This window comes from Thermoflexus sp. (assembly GCF_034432235.1).
GTDB lineage: Bacteria > Chloroflexota > Anaerolineae > Thermoflexales > Thermoflexaceae > Thermoflexus.
The window spans coordinates 1-16,377 of record NZ_DAOUCJ010000028.1 but is presented as its reverse complement, the minus strand read 5'-3'; the positions used below and the strand labels follow the sequence as shown (position 1 = coordinate 16,377).

Annotated in this window: 15 protein-coding genes; 13 read left to right on the top strand and 2 right to left on the bottom strand. The window is 64.5% G+C overall.

The features are described 5' to 3' along the window. Nucleotides 1–123: 123 nt before the first annotated feature. Nucleotides 124–675, bottom strand: coding sequence for a peptide deformylase (def, locus tag VAE54_RS02890; RefSeq protein ID WP_322800429.1), 552 nt, complete (start codon nucleotides 673–675; stop codon nucleotides 124–126). 311 nt (nucleotides 676–986) lie between these two features. Between def and VAE54_RS02885 the strand changes: the two genes are divergently transcribed. The 13 genes from VAE54_RS02885 (at nucleotide 987) to VAE54_RS02825 (ending at nucleotide 15,401) form a co-directional block, all read left to right on the top strand. Continuing rightward, a complete protein-coding gene (locus tag VAE54_RS02885) occupies nucleotides 987–1,916 on the top strand; it encodes a DUF4349 domain-containing protein (RefSeq protein WP_322800428.1) in 930 nt (309 codons plus the stop codon). Between the two features lie 227 nt (nucleotides 1,917–2,143). Further along, nucleotides 2,144–4,684 carry a tetratricopeptide repeat protein gene (locus tag VAE54_RS02880; RefSeq protein WP_322800427.1) on the top strand — a complete coding sequence of 847 codons (2,541 nt, stop codon included), beginning with the start codon at nucleotides 2,144–2,146 and terminating at the stop codon, nucleotides 4,682–4,684. 63 nt (nucleotides 4,685–4,747) lie between these two features. Then, the gene (locus VAE54_RS02875; RefSeq protein ID WP_322800426.1) at nucleotides 4,748–5,242 is read left to right on the top strand and encodes a metallophosphoesterase; all 495 of its coding nucleotides are present in this window, start codon (nucleotides 4,748–4,750) and stop codon (nucleotides 5,240–5,242) included. Next, nucleotides 5,239–5,682 (top strand): thioesterase family protein, encoded by a 444-nt coding sequence (locus tag VAE54_RS02870; RefSeq protein WP_322800425.1) that lies wholly within the window; start codon nucleotides 5,239–5,241, stop codon nucleotides 5,680–5,682. The genes VAE54_RS02875 and VAE54_RS02870 overlap by 4 nt, the downstream gene beginning before the upstream one ends. A 110-nt stretch (nucleotides 5,683–5,792) precedes the next feature. Next, nucleotides 5,793–6,866 (top strand): dipeptidase, encoded by a 1,074-nt coding sequence (locus tag VAE54_RS02865; protein ID WP_322800424.1) that lies wholly within the window; start codon nucleotides 5,793–5,795, stop codon nucleotides 6,864–6,866. 80 nt (nucleotides 6,867–6,946) lie between these two features. Beyond that, entirely contained in the window at nucleotides 6,947–7,894 is a 948-nt protein-coding gene (locus tag VAE54_RS02860; protein ID WP_322800423.1) for a carbohydrate kinase family protein, read from the top strand. A gap of 128 nt (nucleotides 7,895–8,022) precedes the next feature. Then, entirely contained in the window at nucleotides 8,023–9,174 is a 1,152-nt protein-coding gene (locus tag VAE54_RS02855) for a M20 family metallopeptidase (RefSeq protein ID WP_322800422.1), read from the top strand. Nucleotides 9,175–9,271: 97 nt separating this feature from the next. Further along, complete coding sequence (locus VAE54_RS02850; protein ID WP_322800421.1) at nucleotides 9,272–10,060, top strand: NAD-dependent deacylase; 789 nt, start codon at nucleotides 9,272–9,274, stop codon at nucleotides 10,058–10,060. A gap of 132 nt (nucleotides 10,061–10,192) precedes the next feature. After that, entirely contained in the window at nucleotides 10,193–10,999 is an 807-nt protein-coding gene (locus VAE54_RS02845; protein WP_322800420.1) for a DUF4388 domain-containing protein, read from the top strand. A gap of 150 nt (nucleotides 11,000–11,149) precedes the next feature. After that, the gene (locus tag VAE54_RS02840) at nucleotides 11,150–11,692 is read left to right on the top strand and encodes an ATP/GTP-binding protein (protein ID WP_322800419.1); all 543 of its coding nucleotides are present in this window, start codon (nucleotides 11,150–11,152) and stop codon (nucleotides 11,690–11,692) included. A gap of 255 nt (nucleotides 11,693–11,947) precedes the next feature. Then, nucleotides 11,948–12,739 carry an alpha/beta hydrolase gene (locus VAE54_RS02835; protein ID WP_322800418.1) on the top strand — a complete coding sequence of 264 codons (792 nt, stop codon included), beginning with the start codon at nucleotides 11,948–11,950 and terminating at the stop codon, nucleotides 12,737–12,739. Nucleotides 12,740–12,893: 154 nt separating this feature from the next. Next, complete coding sequence (locus VAE54_RS02830) at nucleotides 12,894–14,210, top strand: hypothetical protein (RefSeq protein ID WP_322800417.1); 1,317 nt, start codon at nucleotides 12,894–12,896, stop codon at nucleotides 14,208–14,210. Nucleotides 14,211–14,327: 117 nt separating this feature from the next. Continuing rightward, entirely contained in the window at nucleotides 14,328–15,401 is a 1,074-nt protein-coding gene (locus VAE54_RS02825) for a hypothetical protein (protein WP_322800416.1), read from the top strand. Here the strand turns inward: VAE54_RS02825 and VAE54_RS02820 are convergent. After that, the gene (locus VAE54_RS02820) at nucleotides 15,398–16,147 is read right to left on the bottom strand and encodes a ubiquinone/menaquinone biosynthesis methyltransferase (protein ID WP_322800415.1); all 750 of its coding nucleotides are present in this window, start codon (nucleotides 16,145–16,147) and stop codon (nucleotides 15,398–15,400) included. The two genes, VAE54_RS02825 and VAE54_RS02820, sit on opposite strands and share 4 nt — an antisense overlap. Between the last annotated feature and the right edge of the window lie 230 nt (nucleotides 16,148–16,377).

Below are 16,377 nucleotides of genomic sequence, written 5' to 3'. Positions count from 1 at the left end.
GGATGTTCTTTTCCCCTCCTGGAGCCCTGCGAGCCCCCGGGGAAAAGATGCTTTAGAGGCCGAGCTGCCCTCGAACTCCCTGAAGGAAATCCATTCCCTGAGCGACGCCTGGCCCGGCGCCCCTTAATGACCCGCGCCGGGGGAAACACGGGCCGGGACGGGCTCCGGGATGGCCTCCCGGGCTGGCTGAACGCGCCAGATGCGGGTCGGATCCGTGATCCGGTCCGGGAAGAGGATGCCGTCCAGATGATCGATCTCATGCTGGAACACGCGGGCCACCAGGCCTTCCGCCCGGATTCGAACCCTCCGTCCATCCCGGTTCAGGCCCCGCACCATGATGGACCGGGCGCGGGGAACCCAGCCATACCATCCGGGGATGGAGAGGCATCCCTCCACCCCTTCGACGATCTCCGGGGAAGCCTCCACGATCTCCGGGTTGATCACCACATACAGCACGCCGCTCCCGGGGACCTCCTCATCCTCCGGGACCTCCACGACGATCACGCGGAGGGATTCTCCGACCTGGGGCGCGGCCAGGCCGATCCCCTCCGCCGCCCGCATGGTTTCGACCATATCATCGATCAGGCGCCGGAGGGCCGGCGTGATCCGCGTGACGGGCTCTGCCTTCTGCCGCAGGATGGGTTGATCCGCCAGGATGATCGGTCGCACGGCCATGGATGGCCCCTCCTCCTTACACTCCTCGAAATTTGATGCGCCTATCCCTGAAAAGGTGACATTCCATCTGACTTCTGATTTTAGGGGAATTGTGCTCAACCGGCTACCATTGGGTTCGGGGAATCCGGTCGCGCCTCTCTCCGGCAACGATGGGTTTTCTGGCGGAGCCTTCGCAGAGGGCCGGTCGCCCTCGGCGGCCTGACCGATCTCTAAAGCTCTTAGGGGATCAGGAAGGGGCTGTCCCACCGGGGAACCCTCATCCGGGGCCCGACGTCTTTTCTGTGAGATCCACAGAAAGAGGGGAGGTTCCCATGCGTTTGCTGCTTCCCGGGATCGTTTTGGGGCTGCTCCTAACCGCGTGCGCGCCGGCCGCGCGGCCTACCCCGGCGATGGCCCCTCCAGCGCCGGTAGGGGCCCGGCCTCAGATCGAGCGGGCGGGCGGGCCGGTGGCGGAGAATGCGCAACAGCTGAAAGGGGCGCCGTCTGTTGGAGCGCCTGCTGCCACGCCAGTCGCTGTGAATCCCCCGGGCGTGCTCCCCAACCCTGCCGCCCGCATGATCATCAAAAACGCGGAGATGCGGCTCGTGGTCTCCAGTGTCGATGAAGCCCTTACCCGCATCGAGGGGCTGGTCACAGATGTCGGCGGCTACATCCTGAGCAGCCGCACCTGGTTCCAGGATGAGGAAAAATATGCCAGCCTGACGTTCGCGGTGCCTTCAGAACGTTTCGAGGAGACCCTGGGCCGGTTGCGGCGCATCGCGATGAGGGTCGCGGATGAGAACACCTCCGGCCAGGATGTCAGCCAGGAGTATGTGGACCTGGAGGCCCGGCTGGCCAACCTGGAGGCAGCGGCGGCCCGGCTCCGGGAGTTCCTGAAGGAGGCGAAGTCGGTAGAAGAGGCCCTTCAGGTGGAAGCGCGGTTGCGGGAGCTGGAGGGAGAGATCGCCCAGGTGAAAGGCCGCATGAACTTCCTGAAGGGACGCTCCGCCTACTCGCTGATCACGGCCATCCTGGAACCGCTGCGCCCGACGCCGACCCCCACCCCCACACCGACGCCCATCGTCTGGAATCCTGGGGAAACGTTCCGTGAGGCCACCGGTGTGCTGGGGATCCTGTTGCGGGGCCTGGTGGATATCAGCATCTGGATGCTGGTGCTGGGCGGCCCCTTTGTGCTCCCGGCCGGGGCGATCGCCTTCGCAGTTGATCGGCTCCGGAATCGCCACCGGCCGAGGGCGTCGTAAATCCGTAGGGTGGGTTTCGGCCGGTTTGGAAAGCGCGGGATCTCTCCAGGTGGGGTCTAGGAGCTTGCCCGTGTTCCCGCTGAATCTGGAGCCTTTGACCAGGGCACGCTGACGCCGGAAGATAGGGAACCGGCTCCGGCCGGTCCAGAAACGTCCGCTCTTGCATGGTCCCCTCTCCCCCCAATCTTCGTTATAATCAAATCGATCCAACGGGAAGGGGGATCCGGATGCAGGAGATCACGCTTTCCCAGTATTGCGCAGAGATTGAGCGCCTCCTCCAGGATGAGGCTTACGACGAAGCCATCGCCCACGGCTTCCATATCCTGAAACGCTACCCAAAGTATTACCGGGTCTATCGCCTGCTGGGCCAGGCCTATCTGGAGAAGGGCCAGGATGAAGCGGCGATGGATCTCTTTGCCCGATCCCTTGGTGCGGACCCCGAGGATTTCCTCCCCCGTATTGGCCTCAGTGTGCTCTACGAGCGACAGGGGAAGATCGCTGAGGCTGCCTGGCAGATGGAGCGAGCCTATGAGATCCTCCCCTATAATGAGTTCATCCGCGAGGAGCTGGCCAAACTCTATGCCCGCCGTGACGGGGTGCCGCCGGAGTTCCTCCCCCTTACCCGGGGCGCGCTGGCCCGTCTCTACGCCCGGGGCCATTTATACGCCGCGGCCATCGCGGAGCTGGAGAGCCTTCTTCAGGAAGCGCCTCGCCGCTATGATCTGCGGGCTCTTTACCTGGAGGTGCTGTGGCGGGATGGACGTCGCCTCGAAGCCGCCCGGGCCGCCCAGAGCCTGCTGCAGGAGCTGCCCTACTGCCTGAAGGCCAACCTGATCCTAGGGGAGTTCTGGATGGCCAGCGGCCGCGAGGCCGACGCCCGGGAGCTGTTCCGACGGGCCGCGGCCGTGGATCCGGAGCTCACCCTGGTCCCGGATCTCCTTGGCCCCACGGCCTCCATCCAGCCGGCCTCCGTGCGAATCGAACGGCTGATCTATGTGCCCCCCACCCCGGCTTATGCCCGACCCCCGGTGGAGGAGGGTGAGATCCCCGAGTGGCTGCAGGCCTTAGGCCTTCCTCTGGGTGAGGCGATCCCATCCGCGGAAGCCCCTGCCCCGGTGGGGCAGGAGGAGGTTCTGGAGCTGGCTCCTGAAACTCCTCCCCTCGTGGAGATCCCGCAGGGGGCGCCTCCAGAGCCGATCCCCGAGCCGCTGGAATGGCTCCGCTCCGTGGAAGTGGGTCCGCCTCCCGAGGAAGAGATCGCCGCGCCGGTTGTTGGGGAGGAACCGGAATGGCTTCGCGCGATCGAAGGGGCTCCGCTCCCCGAAGAGGAGGGGCCCACAACGGTCGCAGAAGAGGGGCCCGAATGGCTTCGCGCGGTGGAAGCACCAGCGCCGCCCGGGATGGAGGAGGCCACCCCTGAAGCCGAATTGCCGGAGTGGTTGAAGGAGGATTTTGTCCTCCCGCCGGAACCACCCCCCTGGACGCCGGAGGAAGAGCTTCCGCCCCCACCGGAGGTCCCGTGGGAAGAGAAGGGATTCCCGGGTCTGGAGTGGCCGGGGCCTCCTCTGGGGGAAGCCCCAGAGATCGTCGCACCGCCCGAGGAGGTTGGGCCCGCGGAGGAAGCACCGCTTGGGATCTCTCAAGAAGAGGGGCTTCCTGCAACCGAGCTTCCCGCGGAAGTCGGGGGAATCCAGCCGGCGGAGGAACCCTCTGAGGGCCCGACCCCGGAGCTCGCCGGGCTGCCTCCGCTTCCGGAGTCCCTGAGCCCTGAGGAAGCCCTGGCCTGGCTGGCTCGGATCGCGGAGGGGAAAGAGGAAATGCTGCGCGCCCAAGCGGAGCGAGAGGCGGAGGCCCGGATGGCGGAGATCCTGGGCCGTCGTCCATCGGAAGCGCGGGAGCCCGCTCCTCCTTCGGAACCTGTGGAGGCAGCGCCTTCGCCGGAACTCCCGGAGATCCCATCCGGCGTGGAGATGGAAGAGGTGGCTGCGGAAGAGAAAGCGGCGCTCCCGGAATGGCTGCTGGCCCTTAAGCCGCCGGAGGAAGCGCTGGAGGCGGCTCCTTCCGAGGAGGCGCAATTCCAGGCGCTGCTGGAGGAGGCCGCGGCGCAGCCGCTGGAGATCCCCCCGGAGTGGATGTCAGAGCTCGGGCTGTTCCGGGAAGCAGCGCCTGTGGAAGCACTATCGGGTAGGGAAGCATTGCCCATCGAGCCCATGCCCCCGGAGCTTCTGACGGAAGCCCCGCCGGGGCGGGAGGAGGTGAGGGAAGCGGGGTTTGAAGAAGAACCCGCCCCGCCGATGGCTGGAACCCCGCCCGCTGTGGCAGCGCCGATCTGGGATCTGCTGGCGGTTGATGAGGGGGTTCCGCCCGCGGGGAAGGTGCCGGAAGCCCTTCCTCCCGTGGATCTCCGCTGGCTGGAGCGTCTGCAGGCGGTTCCGATCGCGGAAACGATGGCCGGGCCGCTGTTGGGGATCCTGGCGGAATATGAGGCCCGGCTCAAGGAGCAGCCGCGCGACCATGAGACCCGCCTGGCGATGGCCCGGCTGCTCTTCAATCTGGGCGACACGGCGCGCGCGGTTCGGGAATATCAGCGCCTCCTGCGGGTCGCCTCGATGCGCGATACGGTGATCGCCGACCTGGAGCAGGCCGTGCAATTGCGGCCTACCGACTCGCGGCTCTGGCAGGTTCTGGGAGACGCCTATCAGGAGGCCGGGAAGCTTCAGAAGGCCCTGGAGGCTTATCGGCAGGCTCTTGCCACTTTAGGCTCGTAGCCGCTGGCCTTGCGCCAGGGGGATCACCGCCCTTGAAGAGAACCAGACCCCGGAGGGGCATCCATGCGGATCGGGATCCTGAGCGACACCCATGATCATATCGAAAACACCCGTCGGGCCCTGGAGCTCCTTCGTCAGGAACAGGTGGAGCGTCTCTTCCACTGCGGCGATGTCACCTCGCCGGAGGTTGTCTCCCTTTTCGAAGGCTGGGATGTGCTGTTCGTCCGGGGCAATCTGGATCGCCTAAATGCGCTCGAGCCGGCCGTGGTTGCCCTGGGGCGCCAGCCCTTCCTGGGCGATGAGTTGAGCACCACAGTGGCCGGCCGTCGCATCCTCATCCTCCACGGCGATGATACGGAGCGCCTGAATCAGGCGATTGCATCAGGGGAGTTTGACTACATCTTCCATGGCCACACCCATCGGCGTCGTGATGAACGGATCGGTCGAACCCGGATCATTAACCCGGGCGCCCTGGGAGGGGTCCGGCATGAAAGCCGCTCTTTTTGCATCCTGGATCTGGAGACCGATGAGCTTCGCTTCATCGAGGTTGAGCCATGAAGGAGGATCTCTTCCCGCCGGATCTGCCGTTCCGTATGGCGGTGCCTATCGAGGTCCGCTTCCGGGATATGGACGCGATGGGCCATGTCAACAACGCGGTCTATTTCACTTACTTTGAGCAGGCGCGCCTCCATTACATCCGCCAGCTGGCTGGGCTTCCCCCTCCCCTGGAACCCTTTGGGATGATCGTGGCAGAGGCCCTGTGTCAGTATCGAGCCCCGATCACCATGGGGATGCCGATTCAGGTCTGGATCCGGGTCGCTGAAGTGCGTCAGCGGAGCTTCGTCTTCCTGTATAAGATCGAGCGCTGCGACAGCGGCCACATAATGGCCCTGGGACGCTCGGTGCAGGTGGCTTACGATTATGCGCAGGGAGTCCCTGTGCCGATCCCGGAGTCCTGGCGCGAGCGGTTCCTTCAATTCGAAGCGGGCACGATGTAACACTCAAAGCCCGTTTTTCTTCTTGTCCCCTGTGGCCTGAAAGGTCATAAAGGTAGCCGTTCGTCCTCTGCATCGAAGTCCAGCTGCGAAGGAGGAGGGTTCCGGGCGCCATGATCATTGTCGACGCCCATGAAGATCTGGCCTGGAATGCCCGGTCGTTCGGCCGGGATTACACCCGATCCGCCCATGCCATCCGGGAGCAGGAGGAGGGGACGGAGATCCCGAGTCTGAACGGGCGGTGCATGCTGGGTCTCCCCGAATGGCTGGCCGGCGGGGTGGCGGTGATCTTTGGGACGATCTTTGTGATGCCCGCGCACCGGGCCCGTTCTCCTCTGGAACGGACCTATCGAACGCCCGAGGAGGCCTATGCGGAGGGGATGGCCCAGCTGGATTACTACGAGCGCCTTGCGGACACCCAGCCGCGCTTTCACCTGATCAATACACGGAAAGATCTCGAGGTCGTGCTGGAAACCTGGAAGGAGCCTCATCTGGAGACCGATGCCCGGCGCATCGGGATCGTCCGGCTGATGGAGGGCGCGGATCCGATCCGACGGCCGGAGGAGGTGGAGGTCTGGTATGAACGGGGTGTGCGGATCATCGGCCTGGCCTGGGGGGCCACGCGTTACGCTGGCGGGACCGGGGAGCCTGGCCCTCTGACCGATGAGGGCCGTCGTCTCCTGAAGACGATGCAGGAGTTTCCCCTCATCCTGGACCTCAGCCATATGGCGGAGCGGAGCTTCTTCGAGGCCCTGGACCGCTACGAGGGCCCGGTGATCGCCAGCCACTCGAACCCCCAGGCGCTGGTGCCGGGAGATCGTCAGCTTTCCGATGCGATGATCCGGGCCCTGGCGGAACGGGATGGCGTGGTGGGAGTGGTGCTTTGTAATCGGATGCTGAAGAAAGGGTGGACGCGAGGGGATCCCAAGGAGGCAGTGACCATCTGGGATGTGGTGCGGGCGATCGATTACGTCTGTCAGCGGGTAGGGGATGCGCGCCACGTGGGGATCGGAAGCGATTTCGATGGGGGGTTCGGCGCGGAGTCCACACCGGCGGAATTCGACACGGTGGCCGATCTCCCGAAAATCGCCCAGGCGCTCCGGGAAGCCGGCTTCACGGAGGAAGACATTGAAGCCGTGATGAGCGGAAACTGGTTGCGGATCCTGCGACATGGGCTCCCGGGGTAAGCCGGTTGTGATCGGCGCGGGCTTTCCCCATCTATTTCCGGGTTGCAGGACGGGGCGAGGATCCGTAAGGGAGGCAAGGGATGTGGCGGGCAGGGGAGGGGCCGGAGGAGCGACCGATTCTGGTGATCGGAGCCGCCGGCCTGGATCTCAAAGGTTACGCGGCCGGGGCGATCCGGCTGGCCGCTACCAATCCGGGCCACGTGCGCCGGAGCGTGGGCGGCGTGGCCCGCAACATCGCGGAGAACCTGGCCCGCCTGGGCCATCCGGTCATCCTGATCTCGGCAGTCGGGAACGATGAGGCGGGGCAGTGGGTGCTGGAGCGAACCCGGGGCGCAGGGGTGGACGTCACGCATGTGATGGTGGTCCCCGAAGGGCGAACCGGGGTTTACCTCGCGGTCCTGGACGAACAGGGCAATCTGGTGGTCGCTGTGGATGACATGGGGATCCTCGAGGCGATCACGCCGCGTTATCTCCAGACATGCCGGGCCCTGTTTGAGCAGGCTGCCATGGTGGTGCTGGATGCGAATCTCTCCCCGGCCGCTTTGCGGATGGCGGTTCGCCTCGCCCGCCGCTTCGGTGTCCCCGTCGCCGCGGATCCGACCTCGCCGACCCTGGCCATGCGCCTCCGGCCGATCCTTCCCGAGCTGCATCTGGTGACGCCCAATACGGCGGAGGCCGAAGCGTTAACCGGGCTGCCGGTTTCCAGCGTGGATGAAGCGCTCTTCGCGGCCCGCTATCTTGCCGCGCTGGGCGTGCAGATCGCCATCATCACCATGGCCGAGCTGGGCCTGGTCTATGCGGCTGGGGATCTCAGCGGGCACATCCCGGCCTTGCGGACAGAGATCGTGGATTTCACCGGGGCGGGGGATGCGCTCACGGCGGCGGTGATCTTCGCGCTCCTTCACGGCATCCCGATCGAGGAAGCGGTCCGCCTGGGGATTGCCGCAGCTGCCCTGACCCTTCGCTCCCGGGAGACCGTTTCCCCGGACCTCAGCCTGGAGCGGCTGTATGAGCAGCTGGTGATTTGATTCAACCGCATGGGGGATTTCGGGGCTGGCCTGGCCCCCAAGAGAGCAGGGAGGAGTCATTCCGTCTCCTCGAAGCCAAGCCCAGCGGCGGATGTCCTCATCGAATGCCACTCGCCGGGAGAACGATCATGACATTGTTCATAGCCTGGATGGAACGGTTCTTCGAGCTTCGGGAGGAGTTGGCCTCATTATTGCGCGAGCTCGCCCTTCGGGAGTCGCCCACCACGGAAAAGGGGGCGGTGGATCGACTCGGGGAGTTTGTGGCGGATCACCTGCGGGATCTCGGGGCCCGGGTGGAGCGCATCCCCCAGGAGACGGTGGGCGATCACTGGATCGCCACCTGGGGGGACCCGGAGGCCTCAAGCCAGATTCTCACGCTCTGCCATCTGGATACGGTGTGGCCTCTGGGAACCTTGGCCCGGATGCCCATCCGGGAGGAGAACGGGCGGCTCTACGGCCCTGGGGTCTTCGACATGAAAGGCGGGATCGCCATCCTCCTGGGGGCCTTGCAGGGACTCCAGGCCCTGGCTGTTCGCCCTCCCCATCGGATCCGCATGCTCTTCACCAGCGATGAGGAAACCGGGAGCGAGACCTCCCGCCCTCTGATCGAGGAGGAGGCTCGGCGCAGCCATCTGGTGCTCTGTTTGGAGCCCGCGCTTCCCGATGGAAGCCTGAAGACCTTCCGGAAGGGAGTAGGGGATTTTGTGGTGGCGGCCTATGGTCGATCGGCGCATGCCGGGGCCGACCCCCAGCGCGGGGTCAACGCCATTGAGGAGCTGGCGTATCAGATCATGCGCCTGCGGGGTCTGGCGGACCCCCGGCGGGGCACCACGGTGACCGTGGGGGTGATCCGGGGTGGGACCCGCCCGAATGTGGTGCCGGAGTATGCGGAGATGGTGGTGGATGTGCGGGTGGCCACACGGTCAGAGATGGATCGGATCGAGAAAGCCTTCCGGAACCTGCGGCCGGTTCTGGACGGCGCTCGCCTGGAAGTAAGGGGCGGGTTCAACCGCCCTCCTATGGAGCGCAACGCGCTCATGGTGGCGACTTTCGAGCGGGCCCGTGCCATCGCCGCGGAGCTGGGGCTGACGCTGACCGAGGGGGGAACCGGAGGGGGAAGCGATGCGAATTTCACCGCGGCGCTGGGCATCCCCACCCTGGACGGCCTGGGGGCCATCGGGAACGGCGCCCACGCCCTGGATGAGCACGTGCATATCGATTCCCTCCCTCAGCGGGCCGCTCTGGTCGCCGCTTTGCTGACTCGATGGACGGTATTATAGTTGAAAGCGGATATCCTCTGTGAGGGAGGCAAGCCCATTCCGTTTTCGGATGGGTTTTGCCCATTGTGAAGCTTTCGATTCGTGGAAACAGAACGCGATGCACGATGAATGGGTCCGCGCCGCTGAGCTGATCCGAGGCGCTCGCTACCTGGTCGCCCTGACCGGCGCAGGGATCAGCACGCCGTCCGGCATCCCGGATTTCCGGAGCGAGGGTTCGGGGTTGTGGACGATCTATGATCCGATGGAGGTGGCCTCGATCTGGGCCTTCTCCAGGCGCCCGGAAGCGTTTTTCGAATGGGTGCGCCCGCTGGCCCGCATGATCCGGGAAGCCCGCCCGAACCCCGCCCACTATGCCCTCGCCCGTCTGGAGGCCGCCGGCATCCTGAAGGCGTTGATCACCCAGAACATCGATGAGCTCCATCAAAAAGCCGGCTCCCGCAACGTCATCGAGGTGCATGGCCATCTCCGGGAAGCCACATGCATTCGTTGCTATCATAAGGTCCCAGCGGAACCCTATCTGGAGGCCTTCCTGCGGGATGGGACCATCCCCCGCTGTGCACAGTGCGGAGGGGTGCTGAAGCCGGACATCATCCTGTTTGGAGAGCAGCTGCCCGTCCGGGCGTTCCTGGCGGCTCAGCAGGAAGCCCGGCGGGCCGATGTGTTCCTGGTGGCCGGCTCCTCGCTGGAGGTCGCCCCCGCGGGGGATCTGCCGATCCTGGCGAAAGAGCACGGCGCCCGCCTGATTATCATCAACCTCTCCCCTACGGCGGCGGATCGCTATGCGGATCTCCGGATCCGCGGCGATGTCGCGGAGGTCCTCCCGCGACTGGTGGATCAGGTGCTGGGACCGGCGGAGACTCCCGCTTCAGCGATCCGCCCGGAATGAGTCCGGGGGTTGGGAGTTCGGAGCACCCAATAGAGGAGAGCGCGAAGCCATCGGGGGAAGAGGGTAGGGCCGTTTCCCGCACCGTCCCATCGGGTGAGATCTTTAGGACCAAGCCATTGGGGAGGATCCTGAATGGCGTTGAAGGGAAACCTTCGGGATTTCAATACCACGCAGCTCCTTAACCTGATCCATCTGGCCCGGAAGACCGGGACCCTGACTGTAGAAAGCCGGAGCGGCACAGCCCGTTTGTGTTTTAAAGACGGCAAGCTGATTTATGCGGCGCTGGATCGCCAGGATGGGCGCCTGGTGGACGTCCTGATCCGGGCCGGCAAGCTTCAGCCGGAACAGCTGAAGGGGTTCGACCTCGCCCGCCTTCAGGATGATAAGGTGCTGGGCCTCAAGCTGATCGAAGCGGGCTATGTCACGCAGCAGGACATCCTGAACAGCCTGCGGGCCCAGATGCTGGATGTGGTTTACCGGCTGTTCTCCTGGAACGAGGGGGTTTTCCGTTTCGAGCCCGATCTTCAGGTGTTACAGAATCGCATCCCGGTCCCTATGGATCTGGAGAACATCATTATGGAGGGAGCCCGGCGCCTCCGGGAGGTGGAGCGTCTGAAGGAGGAGCTCCCGGATCTGGACATCCCGGTCCGGCTGACCAGCCGCCCGGAGGCCATACGCAAGGTGCAGCTGAGTGCGGAGGAGTGGCGGGTGATCAGCCAGGTCAACGGCCGGAACACCATCGAGCAGATCATGCGCCGTTTAAATATGGATGAAATCCAGATCCGGCGCATCATCTACGGGCTCCTCCAGGCCGGGTTGATCGAGCTGGGGGCTCCGCCGCCCGTCGCCCCGCCGCCGGGCGTGCCGGCCCGCGGGCCGGGGAGTGAAGTCTCCCGCTCCGTGGTGGAGAAGCTGATCAATTACTTCCGTCGGCTGTAGCGCTTTTGAGGACGGTTCCATCGTGGAAAGCGGCTCGATGTCGCAAAAGGGCTTTCCCTCCCGATTCGATCTGGATTGCGGGTTCTCGACCCATCAAGTGTTGAAAGGTTCGCCCCTTTCGGGCAGACTCCCTGGGAGGATAGCGACCCTATGCAAGCCGTGAAAATCGTGGTGACCGGACCCTTCGCCTCGGGGAAGACTCAATTCATCCGCACGATTAGCGAGATCGAGGTGGTCTCCACAGAGCGGCGGATCTCCACGGCGGCGGAGCGGGCGATCAAGGATCAGACCACAGTGGCGATGGATTTCGGGCGGATCACGATCGATAGGGATCTGGTGCTGTATTTGTTTGGGACCCCCGGTCAGCGGCGGTTTGATTTCATGTGGGAGATCCTGGCGGAGGGGATGCTGGGATTCATTGTAATGGTCGACAGCACAAGACCGGAGACGTTCCGCGAGGCTCGTAACATCCTCGACACGTTTCGCCGCTACGCCCAAACCCCCTTTGTGGTTGCCGCCAACAAGCAGGACCTCGAGGACGCATGGGACCCGGAAGATCTTCGCATCGCGCTGCGCCTGGATAGTCAAGCCAAAGTCCTTCCCTGTATCGCCACCCGGCGCGACAGCGTGAAAACGGTCGTCCTGGAGCTGCTTTACTCGATCCTCGAAGAGCTGTCGGCTTCCCAGCGTTAGCGTGGGTCCGTAGAGGCCGCTGGAGCGGCGACCGGGCGAGATGCGTCGATGTATTCGACCTGGGGGGCCTTTGGCCTTCGGGCGTTGAATGAATTCGACCTCAAGGGGCCTTCGGCCGGTGGCCGGCCGGTGCCGGCCAAAAGGCCTTCCGCGTCGGCGGAGGCCGACGCGGGGTGCGTTAGCGCCTCACAGGGCCGATTTCCATCGGCGCGCCACAGAACAGTTTCCGATCCTGGATTGGGCTTTTGAGGCGGAATGAGCTCGATTGTCACCGAACAGGGGATTGTCCATTACGAGGCGATCGGGCGGGGGCGGCCGGTGATCTTCCTCCATGGGTGGCTGGGATCCTGGGCTTACTGGATCGACACCATGAGCGCCCTGGCCCCCTACTGTCGTTCTTACGCGCTGGATTTCTGGGGATTCGGAGAGTCGGATCGGAAACGGGCCAGCTTCACCGTCCCCGATTTCATCGCCCTTGTGGTCCAGTTCATGGACCGCCTGGGGATCGCCTCGGCGGCGCTGGTGGGTCACTCCATGGGGGGGACGGTGGCCCTGGGGGTGGCCCTCGCACACCCGGACCGGGTAACACGGGTGGCGGTGGTGGGTTCCCCGATCGTGGGGACGTCGTTGAATTTCTTCCTCAAGATGGCTGGTCAGCCTTTCTGGGCTTTTCTGGCGTATACGTTCCCGGCGGTGGTGAAGGCGGGCACCTATCTGGCCTCGCCGACCATCACCCGGGCCTGGCGAACGTGGTATCGGATGTGGGAACGCGATCTCTCCCGGACCACCCTTCGTTCGTTTTTCCAGAGCATCGGCAGCCTCCATCGCACCGATCTGCGGCCGCTGCTCCCCCAGCTGCGTCCTCCGGTCCTGGGGATCTATGGAGCTCGCGATAATATCGTGAACCCGAACCAGGCGTTTCTCCTGGCGCGGGAAGCTCCCCGGGCGCAGATCTTCTGGATGCCCGAGGCGGGCCATTTTCCCATGCTGGACGAGCCGGAGCGCTTCCGGCAGGCCCTGGCCGATTTCCTTCTTCAGAATTCGTGAAGGGGTGGGATGGATGACCTTCAGGTTCTCCTCCCACCCTTTTCAATTTCCTCCCGTCGGTTAAGATACAATAACTTCAGGATGGTCAGGTTTGTTACGGGACTCGAGGCTGGAGGTATGGCTTCCAGCTCACAGGACATGGGGGAGGGATCAGATGAGCGGGAAGTTGCGCAAGGTAATCATCCGGGATCGCCGGCTGATCCCGCCCTTCAACGAGCCGGCGAGGGATCTCATGGTGATGAACAAGCCGCTCTGGCTCCATCAACGGGATCTCCTGGCTCCCTATTGCGATGAGGAGCTGGAGGTTCATTCCCTGGATGAGATCCCGGAGGATCGGGTTCCGACTCTGGTGTATCGGGACAATCTGTTCTTCGATGAGCCCTTCCTCCGGACGTTTCTGGACCGGGCGCGGCGGTTGGGGAAAGCATGCCGCGTGGCCTTCGCCCTGAACGATCCGGCGATCGTCCATCATGCGCTTCCTCTGCAGCGGGGCATCCGAAGAGAGGGAGACGTCTACGTCGCCGATATGTGGTATTTCCCCTATGGGAAAGAGCCCTATGCGCGCCCCCTGGTCATCGAAACCCTGGCCCGGGAGATCGGCTATTATCGAGTGCCTCGCTACATGGCCCCGAACCAGGGGGATCTCACGTTCTGGGTGCCCCTGCGGGCGTTCCTTTCAGTGGAGCACTGGGTCCACATCTTCATGGCCAATTCCCCCTTTGGGATCTTTGCGGAAGGTGCGCGGATGGAAGCTCAGATCCACCGTCTGGATGTCAAGCTTCGGATCCTCTGGCGGGCGATGCTGGAGCGCCGACAGGTCCTCTCCTCTTCCGCCATGATCCGCGTCGGGCGCAACGTGCAGATTGATCCGACGGCCATCCTGCAGGGTCCGACGATCATCGGAGATAACGTGACCATTGGGGCAGGGGCGGTGATCGCCAACAGCATCATCGGCAACAATGTGAACATCGGCCAGGGGGTCCAGGTGCTGCTGAGCGTGGTGGGGGATGGTTGTTTCCTTCCCTTCCGGGCGGCCCTCTTCATGACCACGATGATGGAGCATTCCATGGTGGCCCAGAACACCTGCCTGCAGCTGTGCGTGGTAGGGCGCGATACGTTCATCGGGGCAGGAACCACCTTCACGGATTTCAACCTGCTCCCCAAGCCGATCCGCACCCATTTCCGCGGCGAGCTGGTGGAGGCCGGGATGCCGGTCCTGGGAGGATGCGTGGGCCATCATTGTCGATTGGGATCCGGCCTGGTGATCTATCCCGCCCGCATGATCGAGTCGGACGTCGTCCTCTTCGCCACCTCGGACCGCCACGTCATTACGAAGAACGTGTATTACGAGGACAGCGATCATCTGCGCATCCCGGGCGGGACCGCCATGTATCCGCGCCTGTATCCCCGGGAAGGAGAAGCCCTCACGCCGGAGACCATTCTGGTTCCAGAAGAGCAGAGTTCCCTTTGAAGACGGGAGGCTACCCCATTGGGGGAGGTAGGAACCGCCTGTAGAAGCCGCTTCAGTTCCCTTAATTCCCGATCTCTTGATCAGCGCACGGCAGGGGATATGGGCGGATTCGCCTTTATGATCCACCCAATTGATCCCAGACGGGATGTCCAGCGCAAGTTCCCGCTGCTGGGCCGTTTGCTGCCAGAGCCAGCCATCCATTTCTTCTCCGCTTATTTCCCCCCGGTCTATCTCTCCCACGTCACCGGGATCCGCTCCGCGGCGACCGGGAAGGAGATTGAGGGCTGGCTGGTGGCTTGCCCGCTGACGCCGCAGCGTATGCTCTCGCTGCCTCTGGAACGGGTTTACCGCAAAATCATCGAGACCGGACGGCTGGCGGAGCGGCTGGGGGCGCAGATCCTGGGCCTGGGGGCCTTTACGGCGGTGGTGGGGGATGCAGGGGTCACGGTGGCCCGGCATCTTCGCATCCCGGTGACGACTGGAAACAGCTACACCGTGGCTGTCTCGTTGCAGGCCCTGCGCGAAGCGGCCCGACAGGTAGGGATCCCACTGGCGGAGGCCACTGCGGCCATCGTCGGAGCTGCGGGAGCCATCGGCCGGGTGGCCGCCCGGCTGCTGGCCCGGGAGGTCCCCCGCCTGATCCTGGTCGGACGCCGGGCGGAGCGTCTGGAAAACATTCGACCGCTGGTGGAGGCCGAGGGGGCACGAGCCGAGATCGCAAAAAGCCTCCAGGCCCTTCGCGAGGCGGATCTGGTCCTGGTGGTGAGCAGCTCTCCGGTGGCGATCATCGGGCCGGAGCATCTCAAGCCCGGCGCGGTGGTCTGCGATGTGGCCCAGCCCCGCAACGTCTCCCCCCTCGTGGCTGCGCAACGGGACGACGTCCTGGTCATTGACGGGGGCATCGTGGAGGTTCCCGGGGAGGTGGACTTCGGCTTCGATTTCGGGCTCCCTCCGCGGATGGCCTATGCATGTATGGCTGAGACCATCGCCCTGGCCCTGGAGGACCGCTGGGAATCCTACAGCCTGGGCCGTCGTCTTTCCATCGAGCAGGTCGAGGAGATCGCCCGCCTGGCGGAGAAACACGGCTTCCGGCTGGCTGGCTTCCTTTCATTCGGACAGCCGGTGAGCGAAGCGCGTCTTCAGCGGATCCGGGCGCGGGTGCCGTTCCCTGCCGGGCGCGCCTGGGGTTAATAGAAGTAGATAGGACCCGCACGATGGGGAGTTCCGATTCCACGCTTCAATGGCTTCATGCCGACTAACAGGGCTACGGTTCCCAGCATGAACGTGCGGGCTTCAAGCAGGATCAAACCCGCCTGGGTCATAGCGCGGGCCAGTTCCTCCAGCGTAAAAAAGGCCTCCACGGATTGCGGCAAATACGTATAGGCGGCCCGATCGCCGGCCACGATCGCTCCCAGCCATGGAACCACGCGATGAAAATACAAGCGATAGAATGGAGTCCACCATCGTCGAGGTGGGCGGATCGCCTCCAGGCAGGCCACTCGACCGCCCGGGCGGACGACCCGGGCTTGCTCCCGGATAGCGAGATCCAGGTTTGCGACGTTGCGCATCACAAACCCGGAGAACACGGCGTCGAACTGTTCGTCCGGAAAGGGAAGGCGCAGAGCGTCCCCGCCGACCCACTGGATGCGCTCACGACCGGGCTTCATGCGTCCGCGAAGCATCATCGGGAGGGTGAAGTCGCAGCCCACCACCAGCGCCCCGGGGCGCTGTCGCAGCGCTTCCGCCGCCAGATCGCCAGTTCCGGTCCCCACATCCAGGGCACGGGCATCCGGCGGCAGCGCGCAGGCACGGATGGCCTGTCGACGCCAGCGGAGATCCAGGCCGCCGGTCATCAGGCGGTTCATCAGATCATAGCGATGGGCGATGCGGGCGAACATCGCCCGGATCTGTTCCGGCTTCCGGGGGGTTGCGATCATGGGATCGCTCGAGAAAAGCAGATGAGAGCCGGGCCTGCGCCATTCATGCGGAGGTTGAGGCGGGGCGCTTTCGACGCCCCGCCCGGCCTCGTGATCTGGCTTCGCACGGGCTTATTTTACAGGAGAGGGAGAGAATGTCGATGACCTGGGGGGATCGCATGGAGGCTGCTCCGCTTCTGGAAGCGGACGTCCTGGCCCGCTGGGGACCCCGCCCCGGGGAAGGGCCGCTG

Bases quoted from the DNA above. Each gene is read 5' to 3' on its own strand.
- def (WP_322800429.1), bottom strand. From the start codon at position 675: ATGGCCGTGCGACCGATCATCCTGGCGGATCAACCCATCCTGCGGCAG.
- VAE54_RS02885 (WP_322800428.1), top strand. From the start codon at position 987: ATGCGTTTGCTGCTTCCCGGGATCGTTTTGGGGCTGCTCCTAACCGCG.
- VAE54_RS02880 (WP_322800427.1), top strand. From the start codon at position 2,144: ATGCAGGAGATCACGCTTTCCCAGTATTGCGCAGAGATTGAGCGCCTC.
- VAE54_RS02875 (WP_322800426.1), top strand. From the start codon at position 4,748: ATGCGGATCGGGATCCTGAGCGACACCCATGATCATATCGAAAACACC.
- VAE54_RS02870 (WP_322800425.1), top strand. From the start codon at position 5,239: ATGAAGGAGGATCTCTTCCCGCCGGATCTGCCGTTCCGTATGGCGGTG.
- VAE54_RS02865 (WP_322800424.1), top strand. From the start codon at position 5,793: ATGATCATTGTCGACGCCCATGAAGATCTGGCCTGGAATGCCCGGTCG.
- VAE54_RS02860 (WP_322800423.1), top strand. From the start codon at position 6,947: ATGTGGCGGGCAGGGGAGGGGCCGGAGGAGCGACCGATTCTGGTGATC.
- VAE54_RS02855 (WP_322800422.1), top strand. From the start codon at position 8,023: ATGACATTGTTCATAGCCTGGATGGAACGGTTCTTCGAGCTTCGGGAG.
- VAE54_RS02850 (WP_322800421.1), top strand. From the start codon at position 9,272: ATGCACGATGAATGGGTCCGCGCCGCTGAGCTGATCCGAGGCGCTCGC.
- VAE54_RS02845 (WP_322800420.1), top strand. From the start codon at position 10,193: ATGGCGTTGAAGGGAAACCTTCGGGATTTCAATACCACGCAGCTCCTT.
- VAE54_RS02840 (WP_322800419.1), top strand. From the start codon at position 11,150: ATGCAAGCCGTGAAAATCGTGGTGACCGGACCCTTCGCCTCGGGGAAG.
- VAE54_RS02835 (WP_322800418.1), top strand. From the start codon at position 11,948: ATGAGCTCGATTGTCACCGAACAGGGGATTGTCCATTACGAGGCGATC.
- VAE54_RS02830 (WP_322800417.1), top strand. From the start codon at position 12,894: ATGAGCGGGAAGTTGCGCAAGGTAATCATCCGGGATCGCCGGCTGATC.
- VAE54_RS02825 (WP_322800416.1), top strand. From the start codon at position 14,328: ATGATCCACCCAATTGATCCCAGACGGGATGTCCAGCGCAAGTTCCCG.
- VAE54_RS02820 (WP_322800415.1), bottom strand. From the start codon at position 16,147: ATGATCGCAACCCCCCGGAAGCCGGAACAGATCCGGGCGATGTTCGCC.